This is a genomic window from Thioalkalivibrio sp. ALE22, from assembly GCF_000381445.1.
In the GTDB taxonomy this organism is placed as follows: domain Bacteria; phylum Pseudomonadota; class Gammaproteobacteria; order Ectothiorhodospirales; family Ectothiorhodospiraceae; genus Thioalkalivibrio.
In genome coordinates this window covers 97341-111413 of record NZ_KB906508.1, presented here as the reverse complement: position 1 = coordinate 111413, position 14073 = coordinate 97341, and the positions used below count along the sequence as shown (strand labels likewise).

At 68.0% G+C, this 14073-nt stretch carries 14 protein-coding genes; 5 read left to right on the top strand and 9 right to left on the bottom strand.

Annotated elements, in window-relative coordinates; translation table 11 throughout:
• Positions 1–218, top strand: a 218-nt coding sequence (locus tag F793_RS0110540; RefSeq protein WP_019558383.1) for a transposase, incomplete at its 5' end; no start/stop codon positions are given.
• Positions 219–665: 447 nt separating this feature from the next.
• Here F793_RS0110540 and F793_RS0110530 read toward each other — a convergent pair.
• The 3 genes from F793_RS0110530 to F793_RS14030 form a co-directional block, all read right to left on the bottom strand.
• Entirely contained in the window at positions 666–1205 is a 540-nt protein-coding gene (locus F793_RS0110530) for a DsrE family protein (RefSeq protein ID WP_018882660.1), read from the bottom strand.
• A 207-nt stretch (positions 1206–1412) separates the two neighbouring features.
• Positions 1413–2108: an MOSC domain-containing protein gene (locus F793_RS0110525; protein ID WP_018882659.1), complete on the bottom strand. Its 696-nt coding sequence runs from the start codon at positions 2106–2108 to the stop codon at positions 1413–1415.
• A 72-nt stretch (positions 2109–2180) separates the two neighbouring features.
• Positions 2181–2342 (bottom strand): hypothetical protein, encoded by a 162-nt coding sequence (locus tag F793_RS14030; protein WP_155985231.1) that lies wholly within the window; start codon positions 2340–2342, stop codon positions 2181–2183.
• A gap of 119 nt (positions 2343–2461) precedes the next feature.
• Here F793_RS14030 and F793_RS0110515 point away from each other — a divergent pair, with 119 nt between their 5' ends.
• Positions 2462–3589, top strand: coding sequence for a site-2 protease family protein (locus F793_RS0110515; protein ID WP_018882658.1), 1128 nt, complete (start codon positions 2462–2464; stop codon positions 3587–3589).
• A gap of 147 nt (positions 3590–3736) precedes the next feature.
• Here the strand turns inward: F793_RS0110515 and F793_RS0110510 are convergent, their stop codons facing one another.
• On the bottom strand, positions 3737–4804 hold the full coding sequence (locus tag F793_RS0110510) for a triacylglycerol lipase (protein ID WP_018880047.1): 1068 nt from the start codon (positions 4802–4804) through the stop codon (positions 3737–3739).
• Positions 4805–4916: 112 nt separating this feature from the next.
• On the opposite strand from F793_RS0110510, the gene F793_RS0110505 reads away from it, so the two are divergent.
• Positions 4917–5612, top strand: coding sequence for a DUF4197 domain-containing protein (locus tag F793_RS0110505; protein WP_018882657.1), 696 nt, complete (start codon positions 4917–4919; stop codon positions 5610–5612).
• On the opposite strand, the gene F793_RS0110500 is transcribed toward F793_RS0110505, so the two are convergent.
• From F793_RS0110500 to F793_RS0110485, 4 genes are all read right to left on the bottom strand, one after another.
• Positions 5606–6835, bottom strand: coding sequence for a bifunctional diguanylate cyclase/phosphodiesterase (locus F793_RS0110500; RefSeq protein ID WP_018877620.1), 1230 nt, complete (start codon positions 6833–6835; stop codon positions 5606–5608). The two genes, F793_RS0110505 and F793_RS0110500, sit on opposite strands and share 7 nt — an antisense overlap.
• A gap of 236 nt (positions 6836–7071) precedes the next feature.
• Positions 7072–8019 (bottom strand): hypothetical protein, encoded by a 948-nt coding sequence (locus F793_RS0110495; protein ID WP_018882656.1) that lies wholly within the window; start codon positions 8017–8019, stop codon positions 7072–7074.
• 19 nt (positions 8020–8038) lie between these two features.
• Positions 8039–9181, bottom strand: a complete 1143-nt coding sequence (locus F793_RS0110490) for a hypothetical protein (RefSeq protein WP_018882655.1) — start codon at positions 9179–9181, stop codon at positions 8039–8041.
• A 148-nt stretch (positions 9182–9329) separates the two neighbouring features.
• Entirely contained in the window at positions 9330–10334 is a 1005-nt protein-coding gene (locus F793_RS0110485) for a TIGR00341 family protein (protein ID WP_018882654.1), read from the bottom strand.
• A gap of 144 nt (positions 10335–10478) precedes the next feature.
• Between F793_RS0110485 and F793_RS0110480 the strand changes: the two genes are divergently transcribed.
• Positions 10479–11741, top strand: a complete 1263-nt coding sequence (locus F793_RS0110480) for an HD-GYP domain-containing protein (RefSeq protein ID WP_018866086.1) — start codon at positions 10479–10481, stop codon at positions 11739–11741.
• Between the two features lie 34 nt (positions 11742–11775).
• Here F793_RS0110480 and F793_RS0110475 read toward each other — a convergent pair whose 3' ends face one another.
• Positions 11776–13080, bottom strand: coding sequence for a PAS domain S-box protein (locus tag F793_RS0110475; protein ID WP_018880042.1), 1305 nt, complete (start codon positions 13078–13080; stop codon positions 11776–11778).
• Positions 13081–13179: 99 nt separating this feature from the next.
• On the opposite strand from F793_RS0110475, the gene F793_RS0110470 reads away from it, so the two are divergent.
• Entirely contained in the window at positions 13180–14073 is an 894-nt protein-coding gene (locus tag F793_RS0110470) for a hypothetical protein (protein ID WP_028484565.1), read from the top strand.

Genomic DNA, 14073 nt, shown 5'->3' with positions numbered 1-14073 from the left:
ACATGAAGAGCACCAACATGCTCGAGCGGCTGAACGAGGAGATCCGGCGCCGGACCCGGGTGGTCCGGATCTTCCCCAACACCCACAGCTGTCTACGTCTGGTGCGGGCCCTGGCCGTCGAAATCCACGAAGGCTGGCTGGAGGACAACCGCTACCTGAACATGGATCTGCTCAAAGAACACAAGAAGATCTTGCTCCGGCAGGCCGAGGCCGCCTGAGCCATACGGACCAACCGAACATGGCCGACTCATTTCTGCACAACTTGACGCACACAACCCTGGTTCGGGCCTGGCGTCGCCAGTCGGGAGGTGATCCGGGCACCGGTGATCGAGGTCGAACGGGAGACCGAGGACACGGCATGGGTTCGTGTCGTTGTCGACACCCCCGCGGACGGTCCGGTCCGGTTTTTGTGGCAGGAGCTGCGAAGCCCGATGGAAGTGGGCCGCGAGGTCGAACTCGTGGTTACCGAACGGGATGATGGATCGCGGGATTACCGTCTACTCGACCGTCCCTGATCAGCGGTGTTGCCAGGGGGCGTTGTTGCGGGTTTCCCTGATGGGCCGGGCACTGGGATGTGCGGTCTGGTCGCGGGATGGCGGCAAGACCCGATGCCACGGGGCATCGCCTGGATGCCCCGCGACACGGAAGGGGCCCTGCCCCTGGGGTCAGTCGATCTTGATGTAGGCGAAGCCTTCTTCGTTCTGGAGTTCCGCCAGGCGAACGACACCGGAGGGAACCAGGCTGACCTTGTCGTAGACCTCGTCATGGTCCAGCCGGACGCGCGTCCGGGTAATGTCGCAAAGTTCGTACTGTACCCCGTGCGTTTGCTTCAGCCCGGCGAGCCGCGTGCGGAGTTCGTCGCGTTCCTCGATGAACGCCTGATCCGACTCGAACGGGGTGCCTTCAAGGTTGTTGTCAGTGGTGAACCGTATGCCGTCGGACATGAATACCACCCGCACGTCGACATCCATGAACTCGTTCTGGTAGTGCGTCATCATGTTGTTGACGCTCGTCAGCATCGAGGAAAGCCGTTGGGGGTCGCCATAGTCCACGTGGTAGACGACCTTGGCCTCGGGCTCGAAGGCGGATGCAGATGCGCTCCAGCCGAGGCCGATAAGCGCGGTGCAGGCAAGCGCAGCCAGAATGCGGAAGCGCGGCTTCCCGGAAGCCGGCTGCATCCCGGCCGGGGTCTTCGAATGTTGCATGTGGGTCTCCTTTTGATGGTTTTTCAGCGTTCTTTATTGGTCTTGTTGTGACGATGCGCCCGTTACACCCCTGTTTCGGGCATGGGTACTCTAAACCGAGTCTTTCGGTGGCGCCAGTTCGGTTGCTGGCCTGACCGCGGGCATGCAGAGCGGCGCAAAGCGGGCGGGGGTGCCAGCGCGCGCGACCGCCTTTTCCGTACGGGCCATTTAGCGGCTGGGGGAGTCGCCGGGGAGGCGTGGGTGACTGTTGGTACAGGGAGCGTTGCGCAGCCTTCTGCGGGCTTTCTCCCGCCAGTTGGCGGCCAGGGCCTCGCAGTCCGCGAGCTGCTCCAGGGGCGTGCGCTGGTTGTGCTGGTAGACCGCCGCCATGGCGGCGGCGATGCTGAGGGTGTCGGGCAGGCGTTCAAGCCGTTCGATGGTGTCGCCCACGCCGAGGGTGCCCGGTTGCAGCACGCGGTAGAACCAGCCACAGCGGCCGGTGTCCTGGACCTCGCGGGCCAGGCCCGGGATGTCGAAGCGTACGTCGAGTTTCCAGCACGGCGTACGGGGCTGGCTGACCTGCACCCGGGCGGAACCGATGCGGTAGATATCGCCGATGTGGACGTTGCGCTCGTCCATGCCGTGGCTGGCGAGGTTCTCGCCAAAGCCGGAGGCGACGAAGCGGGCGGCGTGAGCCGGGTACTGCGCCTGCCAACCGTCGTACCGGTCCAGGCTGTAATGGAGCAGGGCGCGTTCCGGTCCGCCGTGGTTGTCCGGGTCCGCCTGCTCGTCACCGTCCAGGCCCAGGGGCCCCACCGCGAGCGGGCCGGCCACCGGCTGCTTGTCGATGGCGCTGGCGCGGCCTCGGGCGTAATCCGGGGCCACGCGGCCGGTGTAGAGGCCGATGAGTCGGTTGGCGGTCATACGGGTGCAGTTCCGGGCTTGCGCATGGTCGCGACGATACAACAGGTCCGCGTCTGCGTGACGCCTGTTCGCTCAGCGCCCGGCCAGATAAAGCAGCCGCGCGATGAAGGCGATGCCCAGGATGATCCAGCCGATGGGGTAGGGCAGCACGCCGGAGAAGAACGCGGTCAGGCTGGCGACGAGCAGGGCGCCGATGATAAGCAGGGGGATATCCATGGCATTGAGAGCACTCACGGCGGCGGATGTTCCGCAAGCCCCGTGCCCCCCGACAGCCAAGTGCGCCGCGCCATAATACGGACCACGTCGGTACCGCTGATGGTATCGGAGAGCCTGGCGCCGCAAGGAGTTGCTGCATGTTCAAGACCGTCCTGATCCTTGGCCATATCCGCGGGATTCGTATCCAGCTCCACATCAGCTGGGTATTCATCCTGATCCTGCTGGTGGCCAGCATGAGCACGGGCTTTCACCACCAGTATCCGGAGTGGAGCCTGGCCATGGCGGCCGGCACGGCGCTGGTGACGGCCCTGCTGTTCTTTGCGTCCATCCTGGCGCATGAACTGGGGCACAGCATCGTCGCGCTGCGGCGCGGGGTACCGGTGGAGTCCATCACGCTGTTCATCTTCGGCGGCGTGGCGCAGATGGAGCGGGATCCGGAGCGGGCCGAGGACGAGTTCTGGATCGCCATTGCCGGGCCCGCGGTGAGCGTGGCACTGGCGCTCGGTTTCGCCGCGCTCGCGCAGGCCACCGCGGACGGGTACGAGCCGATCCCGGTGGCCCTGGGCTGGCTCGCGCTGATCAACGTGATCGTGGCGATCTTCAACCTGATCCCCGGGTTCCCGCTGGATGGCGGGCGGGTGTTCCGCGCGGTGATCTGGAAGCTCACGGGTGATGCGCGCCGCGCCACCGAGGCAGCCGTTTGGGGCGGGCGTGTGGTGGCGTTCCTGCTGTTCGGCTTCGCCTTCTGGAACCTGGTGGTGATCGGTAACCTGATCGGTGGGCTGTGGATGATGCTGATCGCCTGGTTCCTGCTGACCATGGCGGAGGGGCAGGGCCGGATGTTCGATATGCGGGAACGCCTGGCCGATGTGCGCGCGCGGGACCTGGCCAGCCCGGATCCGCCCTGCGTGCGCCCGGAGACCACCATCGACGACTGGATTCACCACGATGTGCTGCCGGGCGGGCGCCGGGCCTTTCTGGTGGGTACGCCGGAGCGGGTGCAGGGCCTGGTGAGCCTCAGCGACAGCCGCAAGCTGCCGCGCGGGCAGTGGGCCGCGCGCCGGGTCGACGAGATCATGACCCCGGTGGAGTCGCTGAGCCGGGTGGCGCCAGACACGAAGGCCGAGGCGATCCTGCGCATGATGAGCGAGCGCAACCTCAACCAGATCCCGGTGATGGAGGCCTCCGGGCGCGCGATCGGCTGGATTGAACGCCAGCAACTGCTGCGCACCATCGAGATCCACATGGATCTGCAGCGGCCATAGGCGGGTCGTTCAGGGTGGCGGCGAGCGGGGCTTTTGGGGCGTACGTCGGTCGCGATGCTGGCACAGCCCCGGTTGGTTCCGTCGTTCCGTCGTTGCGCCAGGCATGCACGGGCCGGCCGGGACCGCTCGCGGTTGCCGTGGCTTCGGTCAGTCGTTGGCGGGGCGGGCGCGCCACTGGTCGAGGATGTCGAGGATCGGGTCGATGGCGGGGGGCTCGTCCGTCAGCGGGCCTGGGACCAGCAGCCCCCGGTGCGAGGCCTCAAGAATCAGGGGCTCCGGGTGTCCCTCCAGGCTCAGTGACTCCAGCGGTACGACGCCGTCGCCCAGTTCCTCGTCGGTCTGCTCCCACCATTCGCTGATGCGTCCGGCCACGGCCTCCAGGTCGATCTGCTCGTCCAGCGCGGCGAGGCTCTCGCGCATGGCGGGGGTGGGTTCGGGGAGCTTGCCACCGATGATGCGGACCGGGATCGCCTCGGGCCAGGGACGGGCATTCAGTTCGGCCAGGAAGGGGCTGTCGGGACGCAGGTCGATCTTGGCGGCGCCGGTGCCGTCGCGCAGTCCGGCGAACAGCGAGAAGCGCTGCTCCTGGAGGTCGGCCAGCCACTCGCGCACCTCCAGCCAGACCCGCAGCCGTGCCCATTCGGAGCCGTGGTTGGGGGTGGCGACGAGGATGACACCGGCCACTGGTCGCCCCCCGACCCGGGGCGGCTTGCCCTCGGGGTGCCGGTAGCGCGTCACGAAATCGCGGATCACCAGGCCCCCCATGCTGTGACCGATCAGGATCAGCGGGGCATCGCCCTCGAGTTGCCCCCAGTGTTCCGCCAGGAGGTCCGTGCTGTGGTCGATGGCCTGGTCGTTGGGGTAGCGGAACTCCCAGCCGTTGAGGCCGGCTTCGTCCAGCGCCGGCGCGAGCGTATCCCAGATATCGCCAGGCTCGTCCAGCCCGTGCAGGAGCAAGACGTCCGGCGGGTGGTCCTCGGCGAAGCGCTCGGATCGGGGAATGAATCCGAGCAGCTCGTCGGGAAGCTCCATGGCCTCCGGAAACCACTCGCTCAGGCGGTCCTGCACCTCCACGCGCAGTTCGCGCTCCTGCTCCGGGTTGTGTTCGGCCCAGCCGACCCAGATCGCCAGCGCGAGCAGGGGCAGGCCCACCAGGATCAGGAAGGCCGCGAGGCGCCGGCGGCGCCGGGACGAATCGGGACGGGGGGCGTTCATGTGTTCACCATCGGACAAGCGGGCCTGCGCGGCAAGGGGTGTCGCCGGGTATGGACCGGAGGGTTTTCCACCCTGTGTATCATGACGGGACACCCGTTATGGATCACCTGTTATGCCCCGCGTGTACCTGCTCCCCTGGCTCCTTCTGCCCTTCCTGCTGACGGCCTGCGCCGGTCTGGACGTACGCGATTTCGGGCTGGATGGGGGCGGGGGTGATCGAGCCGAAGAGGCGATCCGCGAGGCCCTGCGCGTCGGGACCGAGCGCACGGTGGAACGCACCGGCCGCGAGGACGGCTACTGGGGGAACGCGCTGATCCGCATCGGCTTGCCACAGGAGCTGGAGCAGGCCGGGGATGTGCTGCGCCGCGTCGGGTTCGCGCGCGAAGTGGAGGACCTGGAGCGGCGCATGAACCGGGCGGCGGAGTCCGCGGCACGGGAGGCGGTGCCGGTGTTTGTCGACGCCATCCGCGGGATGCGTCCCGAAGACGTTCACGGCGTGCTGCGGGGTGCCGATGATGCCGCCACGCAGTACCTGCGCGGGGCGTCGGAGTCCACCCTGCGCGAGCGCTACATGCCCATTGTCCGGGAGCAGATGGAGCGGGCGGATGTGTATCGCGTGTACCAGCCGCTGCGGGATGCGGCGGGACGCATTCCCGGCCTGGAGGCGCTGGACGTGGATCTGGACCGCTACGTGACCGATCACGCCCTGGACGGGTTGTTCACCATCCTGGCCGATGAGGAGCGCCGTATCCGCGAGGACCCGGCGGCACGCACCACCCAGTTGCTGCGGGAGTACTTCGGTCAGTAGTGGACCGCGTGGAGCCCGCCGGTGCGAGGCGCGTCGGAGAGCAGCAAGGTCGGGATCTCTTTGGCCAGCAGCGGGCGGGCGAAGTAGTAGCCCTGCACGCAGTCGAATCGGAGTTGGCGGCCGATCTCCAGTTGCTCCCGGGTCTCCACCCCTTCGGCGATCGTGCGCAGACCCAGGGAGTCGGCCAGCAGGACGATGCCCCGCGACAGGTCCCGCGCGGAGGGATCCAGGCCCAGCCCGGAGATCAGGTGGCGGTCGATCTTCAGGATGTCGATGGGGAAGCGATTGAGGTAGGCGAGGGACGAATAGCCGGTTCCGAAGTCGTCGATGGCCAGCGGGACACCCAGCGACTTGAACTGGTGCAGGGTGTCGGTGGCATTGTCCATGGCCAGCACGGTTTCCGTCAGTTCGATGTGGAGCAGCTCCGGCGGGAGTTGATGCCGCTCTAGCGCGGCCGCGACGTGGGCCGCCATTTCGGGTCGCACGATGTCGTGTGCCGAGAGATTGATCGCGACGTACCAGGGTGGGTGGCCATGCTTGGTGGCCTGGGCCCTCCATTCAGCGGCCTGGCGGCAGCCCTCGTTCAGCACCCGGTCGCTGATGTCGTGGATCAGCGAGGAGTCCTCCGCTACATCCAGGAAGTCGGCCGGGGCGAGTTCGCCGCGAATGGGGTGCTGCCAGCGGATCAGTGCCTCGACCCCGACGTGGCGTTCCAGCTCCAGGGAGTAGATCGGCTGGTAGCGCAGGAAGAACTCGTTGTGCCGAAGCCCGCGCCGGATATCGAATTCCTGGCGCATCCGCCGCAGCTCCTCGGTGACCGGATGCAGCGCCGGGATGACCAGCCAGGCCATCAGTTGTCCGATACCGATGAAGAAGCCGGTGCGCGTCAGCCAGCGCTCGGTCTCCTGGGCGGTGCCGGCCGCGACATCCACCGGCGTCAGGGGGCCGGCCAGCACGCCGGCGACCAGGGCCACGACCAGCGCGGTGCTGGCGCCGAAGCGCGCTGCGGCAAACAGGATGGGAACGTAATAGAAATGCGGGACGATACTGTCGGCCCCGCCCGCGGTGTAGACGATCAGCCAGGAAAGGATCAGCCCACCGAGGATCAGCGCACTCGCGGTGACAAACGACATGCCGACCCAGGCGCGCAGGGTCGTGCGGGCGAGGTGGTCGGAATACCGAAGGCCGCCGGCGGAGGGGGGAGCCGATTCGAACCTGGACATCGCGCACTTCCTTTGGCCGATCCCGGGCCGGTTGCTGCAGTGCGGGCCGCCTCATCGCGGGGCGCGGCTCACGGCCGCGATCCGGAATGTACGAGATCGCGACCTATTTCCCGAGTGTAGCCCATGCGCGGGAAAACGCCGGCCGGGGTCCGCCATGGCCCGGGCCTGTTGCCGGCTGGGTCGCGCGGGGATCCAGTTGTCCGGTGCGGGTCGGCGCCCGCACCGGCTTTGACGGGCTAGTCGCAGGCGGTGGCGGCGGCCGGGAGGTTGCCGCGCACGCAGGTGTTGATCTCGGGCGGGTTCTCGTTGCTGCGCAGGCGGACGAAGCGGCCGTCGATCTCGCCCGCGGCGTTGGTCGGGTAATGGTCGCCCATGTGCATGCCGGCCCCGTGCAGGACCCAGTAGTTGAGCATGTGCGCCTCGCCGTGGGGCTGTTCCAGGTAGACCAGGGTGGCGCCGTGGGCCATCTCGGTCACGATCAGCCGCCGGATCCGCTCGCCGGCCTCGAATTCGACATAACCCAGCGCATGGCTGCTGACATGGCCGCCGCGCATACCCTGCATCTCGGGGGTGTGATTGGTCTGGATCACGCGGAAGCGCCCGTGGGGCTGGCCGTCCCGCATCTCGCCGTCGAAGCGCATGACCATCTTCATGCTGCTGTCCATGGCGGAGGCGGCGTACAGTCGCCGCGCCTCCTCGATGCTGGAGACGGCCGCCGGTTCCATGGCCTGGTGGTTCTGGTACCAGGTCATCCAGAAGCTGACGGGCCCGTTGTCGACCGCATCCGGGCAGGCGCCATCGGCATGCAGTTCGAAGCGGTCGAAGCCCAGGTCCACCGAACCGCGTCCCTTGTTGGTGACCAGGGCGCGGGCAAAGATCACCTCGGCCGGCGTTTCGAGGTTGGCCATGGCGCGGTAGCGGTCGTCCCAGGCGCATTGCGTGGCGCCGCGTCCCGGCAGGGCCTGGCGGCTGATCTGCCGCGCCTCGCGCGAGCCGCGTTCGTTGCGATAGGTGTCCAGCAGCGCGCGGGTGCCGGGTTCCAGCAGGGCCGTGTCCACCGCCTGAATGTTGCGGTCGAACTGGCGGTCGGCGCCCGGGGTGGCGTGGGCCGCCGTGGCGGCCAGGCCGAGGGTCAGGGCGAGGCCCAGAGCAAGGAAACGGGTGGGTATCGGGTGGGTGCGCATCAGTCGGTTCTCCGTGGGTTTACTGCCATTGCAGGTCCATGCGTTGCTGCATGCGGTGCCATTCGGCGGTGATGATGTCGCCCGCCACGCGATGGGCGGCGTCCATGCGCGGGCGCGCCTCGGGGTAGAGGAGCATCACGGCCTCGCTGGCGCGGGCGAAGTCGCGCCGGGTGCGGTAGTGCACCATGGTGTGCACCAGCAGGCTGTCGAGATCGTTGAAGGAGCGGTCGGCGGCCTGGCGGTAGCGCGCCATGCGCTCCGGGGTCAGTTCGAGCTGGCGGTGGGTCTGCGACAAGCCGTCGAACAGGGCGAAGAAGCCCATCCCCAGATCGGCCCCCTGGCGCAGGGCGTGATCGCCCAGCTGGCGCTGCAGGACCTCGCCGGCGCCGAAAAGGCCGGCATTGCCATCGCGCGCCAGCAGGCCAAAGAGGCTGCCGGTGGCACTGGCCGGGGCGCCACGGGGCCGGGAGAGTTCGCGGATCTCGCGGTCCAGGCGCTGATGCCCCGCGTCCAGCAGGAGTTCGAGCGCCGGGGCGGTGTCGTCACCCAGCGCACGCAGGACGTCCTGGCGCTGTCCGTGTGGCAGGCGCTCGAGATCCCGTAAGACCCCGGCGACATCCCGCGATCCGATCTGCAGGCGTTCGAGCTCGCCGCGCACGGCGGCTTCCGGGTCCTCCAGCACGCGCGCGAGCTGGCGCACCTGGTGCCCGGCATGCTCGCCGACCAGTCCGTGCCGGCCCAGCTCTCCGAGGATCGCGGTGACCTGTTCCAGTCCGCCGGCGGGGGTGCGGCCGGGCTCGGTGGCGGCGACCAGAGCGCTGCCGAAATCCATTGCGGGGACACCGGCGGTGCGGCTGGCATGATCGAGCAGGCCGCTCATGCGATGCGTCTGCTGCGCGCCATAGGCCATTGCGGCGGTCTGCAGCAGCCGCCCGGCGAGACCCGCGATGTCGCGGGAGGATTCGCCCACGGCCTCGTCGACCCAGCCGGCGAGATCCCCCTGCGCCGTATAGGGCGAGAGATAGGCCCCCCGATTGTCGGGCAGCGGCTCCGGGGCCACGGAGGCCACGGCGGGCAGGCAAAGCAGGCCCCCCAGTCCGAGCAGAGCGGGGCGAAGCCAGGGGCCGAGTCTGGCGATCAAGCCGGGCATGCGCAGGGGCATGGGGCGGGTTCCTCCCTGTCGGGTGGTCGCGGCCCATTCGGATCCATTCCGGTATGTTCGCCACCGATCCTGAAGGATCGCCACCCAGTCGTGAGATTAGGCGAAGCGGTGGACGGGGTCAAAGCCGCGCGTGGCGCCGGGGGCGAGACTACAGCGTGACGTCCGCCTCGAGGATCAGAAAGACCAGCAGGGCGAGGGTGATGGCCCATAGCAGGAGGTAGCCCGCCATGCTTTGCGCGGCGGCTGCCTGCTGCGCCTGGCCGCGCGGGCGTACGCCCTGGTAGAGGAAGACGAGCTTGGCCGCGAGGTTTACGCAGACTACGTTCACCGCGAGCAGCAGGGCCGCCATGTACGCGGCGGAGAATTCGCCGGAGCCGAGCATGATCCCGACGGTCGCGGCCGGCGGGAGCAGGGCCACGGCGACCATCACGCCGACCAGCACCGTGGGCAGGCCGGTGGTCAGCGACAACACGGCCGCGGCACCGGAGGCCAGGGCCAGCGCGACCGAATCCAGTCCGACCTCGGTGCGCATCTGCAGCTCGCGGGCACCCACATCCACCGACATGACCGTGGCGAGCAGCATCCCGATCAGGATGGCACCCCCCAGGCCCACCGCGTTCGTGCGCAGGGAGCGGCCGATCAACCGGGTGTCCGCCATGGAGGTGCCCAGCGCCAGCGCCAGGTTGGGCCCCAGCAGGGGCGCAATGACCATGGCGCCGATGACCACGGCCACGTTGTTCTCCAGCAGGCCGATCGCGGCCACGATGGTGGACAGCACGGTCAGCAGCAGGAACTGGCCGGTGAGATCCGCCCCGCCGGCGACGTTGGTGTAGAGCTCCTCGCGTGACACGGCGCGGGCCTTCTTGCCGGCCGCCTCCTTGTCGGCCTCTTTCGGCTCCTGAAAGGGGTCCGGCAGTACGGCCTCGACCGGCAGCACCAGGATACGCGCGGTCTCGGACGCGCCGAGTACACGGTAGAGGTCGTCCATCAGGCGTTGGCGGTACTCGGTGCTGACCAGCATGTGCACCGCCATGCGGTCGCGGTTCTCGTCCACGCCGTGCCACAGCACGTCGATCGCGAGCCCCTCGGCGATGCCCAGCACGGTGTCCAGGTGCCCGGCGGGTCCCACGACCTCGATGATCTTGCTGCTCATGAACGTCCTCCCGGTGGATGACCGGCATCCTAGCAAGGCTTCTCGTTAGGCGCCGTTAGCCGCGATTTGTGGCTCTCCGGTAGTGGCAGGATAATCCCGGCCGCGGGGCGCCCCGTGCCCTGACTCGACGAACCTGGGACACGAATGCTGAAGAAGATCAAGGTGGAGCACGTCGTTTGCGGGATGTTTATCCGCGAGTTGTGCGGGTCGTGGATGGAGCATCCCTTCTGGCGTACGCGCTTCCTGCTGGATGACCCGAAGGATCTGGCGAGCCTGCGGGACAGCAGTATCCGCGAGGTGTGGATCGACACCTCCAGGGGGCGCGACACGGAGGCCGTGGAGGCCGTTGTGACGCCGGAGGAGCGCGACGCCGCGGTGCCGGCGCCGTTGCAGTTCATCCCGGATACGGGGCGCGACCGGGAGCCCGCCTCGACCCGGGAGGAGCTGGAGCGGGCGGCCACCATCTGCCGGAAGTCGCGCCAGGCCATGACGTCGATCTTCGGCGAGGCGCGGATGGGCCGCGCGGTGGATACCGAACTGGCGCGCAAGGTGGTCGAGGAGATCACCGATTCGGTCACCCGCAACTCCCGCGCGCTGGTCAGCCTGGCGCGATTGAAGAACGCGGACGACTACACCTACATGCACTCGGTGGCGGTTTGTGCATTGATGGTTGCGCTGGGGCGTGAACTGGGGCTGGAGGACGAGGCCCTGCTGGCGGCCGGCGAGGCGGGATTGATGCACGACATCGGCAAGGCCGCGATGCCGCTGGAGGTGCTGAACAAGCCGGGCAAGCTGACCGCGGAGGAGTTCGCCGTGATGAAACGCCATCCGGCGGAGGGGCACCGAATCCTGCAGGCGTCCGCGCACGCGCTTGATCCGGTGACCCTGGACGTCTGCCTGCATCACCACGAGAAGATGGACGGCTCGGGATATCCCGAGGGGCTGACCGGCGAGCAGATCACCCTGCACGCGAAGATGGGCGCGGTCTGCGATGTCTACGACGCGATCACCTCGAACCGGCCGTACAAGGCGGGCTGGGATCCGGGCGAATCCATTCGCAAGATGGCCGAGTGGGCGGACGGCCACTTCGATCCCCGGGTGTTCCAGGCCTTCGTGAAGAGCCTGGGGATCTACCCCGTGGGCTCGCTCGTACGCCTGGAATCCGGCCGCATCGGGGTGGTCGTCGACCAGTCGTCTGGCTCCCTGCTCAAGCCGGTCGTGAAGATCTTCTACTCCACCAGCTCGGGCTGCCGGATCCCCCCGAAGATCGTGGATCTGTCCGCGCCGCACCAGCAGGAGGCCATTGCTGCGCGCGAGGATCCGGCCGCATGGCCGTTCCCCGATCTCGATGAACTCTGGTCGGGCCTGCCACAGGAGCGGCAGACCCGCGACCGCCGCGAGGCGTAGCCAGGCGTAGACCGCTCGCGGACCCGTAAGACGGTTAGTGCCCGTCGCGGGGGATGGAGGCGACGGATTCGACCACGAGATTCGCGCCGTCGTGGATCTCGTCGACGATGCCCTGCACGGTCTGCACCTGGGCGTCGGCCTGTTCGGCGATCTCGCGCACGGTCTCGATGCGTTCACCGATCTCGCGGGTGCGTTCCAGGTTGCCGTTGATCACCTCGGCGATGCGGGTGGTGGCCTCACTGGTGTTGGCGGCGAGCTTGCGCACCTCCTGGGCGACCACGGCAAAGCCGCGCCCCTGTTCGCCGGCACGGGCGGCCTCGATGGCGGCGTTCAGCGACAGCATCCGGGTGGTTTCGGCCACCGTGCGGATGGTCTCGATGATGGATTCGATGTTGCGGGCCTCGGCGTTCAGGCGTTCCACGGCCTCCTGGGTGCCGCTGACCTCGCTGCGGATCTGCTCGGTATGGCGGGCGTTCTGTTGCAGCGAATCCGCGCCGCGGCGGGCATGTTCCGCGGTCTTCTGCGCCATCTCGTGGGCGACGGCCGTCGCTTCGCGGGTGCGTTCGGCGGTATGCACGCTGGCGGTGATGTCCGTGGCGAACTTGATCACCTTCTCGACCCGTCCGTGTTCATCAAGGATCGGGTTGTAGGTAGCCTCCAGCCACAGCTCCTCACCGGATGCCGTGAGCCGGCGGAACTTGCCGCTCATCAACTGCCCGTGCGCCAGGCGCTCCCAGAAGTCCGGATGATCGCGGTAGAAGGCTTCGTCACAGAACATGCGGTGGTGCTGGCCGCGGATCGCGTCGAGATCGTAGCCCACGGCCCTGAGGAAGTTGTCGTTCGCCTTGAGGATCACGCCGTCCGGGGTGAATTCGATGACGGCCATGGACCGGTCCAGCGCGGTAAACACCGCAGCCTGGTCGCGCAGTTGAGCCTGCCGCTCGGTCACGTCATAGGCCAGTTTCGCCACCTTCTCCAGCCGCCCATTGGCGTCGCGCACGGGAAAGTAGGTGGCCTCGAGCCAGAGGGTTTCGCCCGAGCGTGTCACCCGGGGGAAGGTTCCGGCGCGCGATTCCCCGGCCGCCAGGCGGCGCCAGAAGTCGCGGTACTCCAGCGAACGGGCGTATTCCGGGCTGCAGAACATCCGGTGGTGCTGCCCGATCACGTCCTCGCGGTTGTGGCCCACGGCCTGGAGGAAACGCTCGTTGGCGTCGAGGATCTGGCCGCGCGGGGTGAATTCGATGTAGGCGACCGCCTCGCGAATCGCCTCGAGCACGGGGTTGGCGGGCGCGTCGGAAGCGGCTGCGGCGTCGGCTCGGGAAGGGAAGATGGATGTCATGGTGGACTCCGGACAGTGAGGGAACGACCTGTGTCGTTGAAAACACTGTACAGGTCGTGTACAAGAAAAGTACAGACATTTATCGCAAGGAGCGATGGCATGGGGCATTCAGCACGTTCGGGAGGCTCGTGGGCGGTTCTGTGGCTTGGTCTGGCCGTGCTGCTGGCCGGCTGTGGCGGGACCTTTCCCCAGCCCGGTCCTGGGGCGACGTTCGAGGATGGACTGACGGCGGACGCCCTGTTCCAGCGCACGCTCGCGGCGCACGGTGGAGATCTGCGCGCGTTCGACGGCGACCTGAATCAGGCGACCGATGGCGAATGGGGGCGCATGATCCAGCGCATCCAGCCGCTGGTGGCCGACGCGGGCTACCGCGGGGTGGGGGAGGAGCGCTTCCGCCCCGCCGATGATCTGTACGCCCTCCACTACACCGGACCGGAGGGCACCAAGAGCGTGTACCGCCATGGCGACGTGTTTCGGGTGTTCTACGACGGCGAACGCAGCACGGATCCCGAGCGGATACGTGCCAGCGCGATGACCACGGATGCCGGCGAGCTGTTTCATTACGGACCCAGCTTCGTGAAGCATCGGGCAACGGGTTTCGAGCGCCTGGAGGATCGGCGCGAGGGCGGGGTGCGTTATCGGCGCGTCCTGGCCACCCTCGAGCCGGGTTTTGGCAAGGCCGACCGGGACCAGGTGGTGATGTGGATCCATCCGGAGACGGACCTGCTCTATCGCGTGCACATCACGCTGAACGGCTTTGGACCGACCCAGGGTGCCCACGTGGACACGACCTTCCTGGAGTATGCCGAGGTCGAGGGATTCACCTTGCCGACCCGCTTCGAGGAGCGGGTGCGGGGCCCGCTGCGTCTGTTCGTGCACGAGTGGTGGGTTACGGGACGTGACAGCAACCGCGGCTGGTCAACCGAGGATGTGCGCGGTCCCGGGTTTTCCGGCGCGGCGGGCGCGGCCGCGGCCGACTCTCCCGCTCCGTGA

What these genes read in the sequence shown, in the direction of transcription:
- F793_RS0110530 (WP_018882660.1), bottom strand. Translation starts at nt 1,205, where the DNA reads ATGCAACATTCGAAGACCCCGGCCGGGATGCAGCCGGCTTCCGGGAAG.
- F793_RS0110525 (WP_018882659.1), bottom strand. Translation starts at nt 2,108, where the DNA reads ATGACCGCCAACCGACTCATCGGCCTCTACACCGGCCGCGTGGCCCCG.
- F793_RS0110515 (WP_018882658.1), top strand. Translation starts at nt 2,462, where the DNA reads ATGTTCAAGACCGTCCTGATCCTTGGCCATATCCGCGGGATTCGTATC.
- F793_RS0110510 (WP_018880047.1), bottom strand. Translation starts at nt 4,804, where the DNA reads ATGAACGCCCCCCGTCCCGATTCGTCCCGGCGCCGCCGGCGCCTCGCG.
- F793_RS0110505 (WP_018882657.1), top strand. Translation starts at nt 4,917, where the DNA reads ATGCCCCGCGTGTACCTGCTCCCCTGGCTCCTTCTGCCCTTCCTGCTG.
- F793_RS0110500 (WP_018877620.1), bottom strand. Translation starts at nt 6,835, where the DNA reads ATGTCCAGGTTCGAATCGGCTCCCCCCTCCGCCGGCGGCCTTCGGTAT.
- F793_RS0110495 (WP_018882656.1), bottom strand. Translation starts at nt 8,019, where the DNA reads ATGCGCACCCACCCGATACCCACCCGTTTCCTTGCTCTGGGCCTCGCC.
- F793_RS0110490 (WP_018882655.1), bottom strand. Translation starts at nt 9,181, where the DNA reads ATGCCCCTGCGCATGCCCGGCTTGATCGCCAGACTCGGCCCCTGGCTT.
- F793_RS0110485 (WP_018882654.1), bottom strand. Translation starts at nt 10,334, where the DNA reads ATGAGCAGCAAGATCATCGAGGTCGTGGGACCCGCCGGGCACCTGGAC.
- F793_RS0110480 (WP_018866086.1), top strand. Translation starts at nt 10,479, where the DNA reads ATGCTGAAGAAGATCAAGGTGGAGCACGTCGTTTGCGGGATGTTTATC.
- F793_RS0110475 (WP_018880042.1), bottom strand. Translation starts at nt 13,080, where the DNA reads ATGACATCCATCTTCCCTTCCCGAGCCGACGCCGCAGCCGCTTCCGAC.
- F793_RS0110470 (WP_028484565.1), top strand. Translation starts at nt 13,180, where the DNA reads ATGGGGCATTCAGCACGTTCGGGAGGCTCGTGGGCGGTTCTGTGGCTT.